This window comes from Algoriphagus oliviformis, assembly GCF_017254915.1.
In the GTDB taxonomy this organism is placed as follows: domain Bacteria; phylum Bacteroidota; class Bacteroidia; order Cytophagales; family Cyclobacteriaceae; genus Algoriphagus; species Algoriphagus oliviformis.
The window spans coordinates 1-324 of record NZ_JAFKCT010000062.1; the positions used below are offsets into that span (position 1 = coordinate 1).

The 324-nt window shown below is 51.9% G+C and carries 1 rRNA gene; it reads left to right on the plus strand.

What is annotated here, in order from left to right:
* Positions 1 to 324: ribosomal RNA gene (locus J0A68_RS23330) — 23S ribosomal RNA — on the plus strand; the annotation flags it as partial.

A 324-nucleotide genomic window follows, 5' to 3' on the forward strand; every position in this document is an offset into this window, starting at 1 on the left:
CTGGTTATACAGGCAATGGAGTGACGGAGTGATGAAAGATCCGCGCGGTGACGGAATACCGCGTTGAAGCCGGTAGGTATTGGTTTGATAGTTAAATGCGTCAGACTAGCCGAAGGTGATAGTACCGAGCGTCTTCGGACAATCGGATAGTGATCCTAAGGGCTTCCAAGAAAAACTTCTAGCGTTAAGCGTATAGCCACCCGTACCGCAAACCGACACAGGTGGTCGAGGAGAGAATCCTAAGGTGCTCGAGTGAATCATGGCTAAGGAACTCGGCAAAATGGCCCTGTAACTTCGGGAGAAGGGGCGCTGGCAGCGATGTCA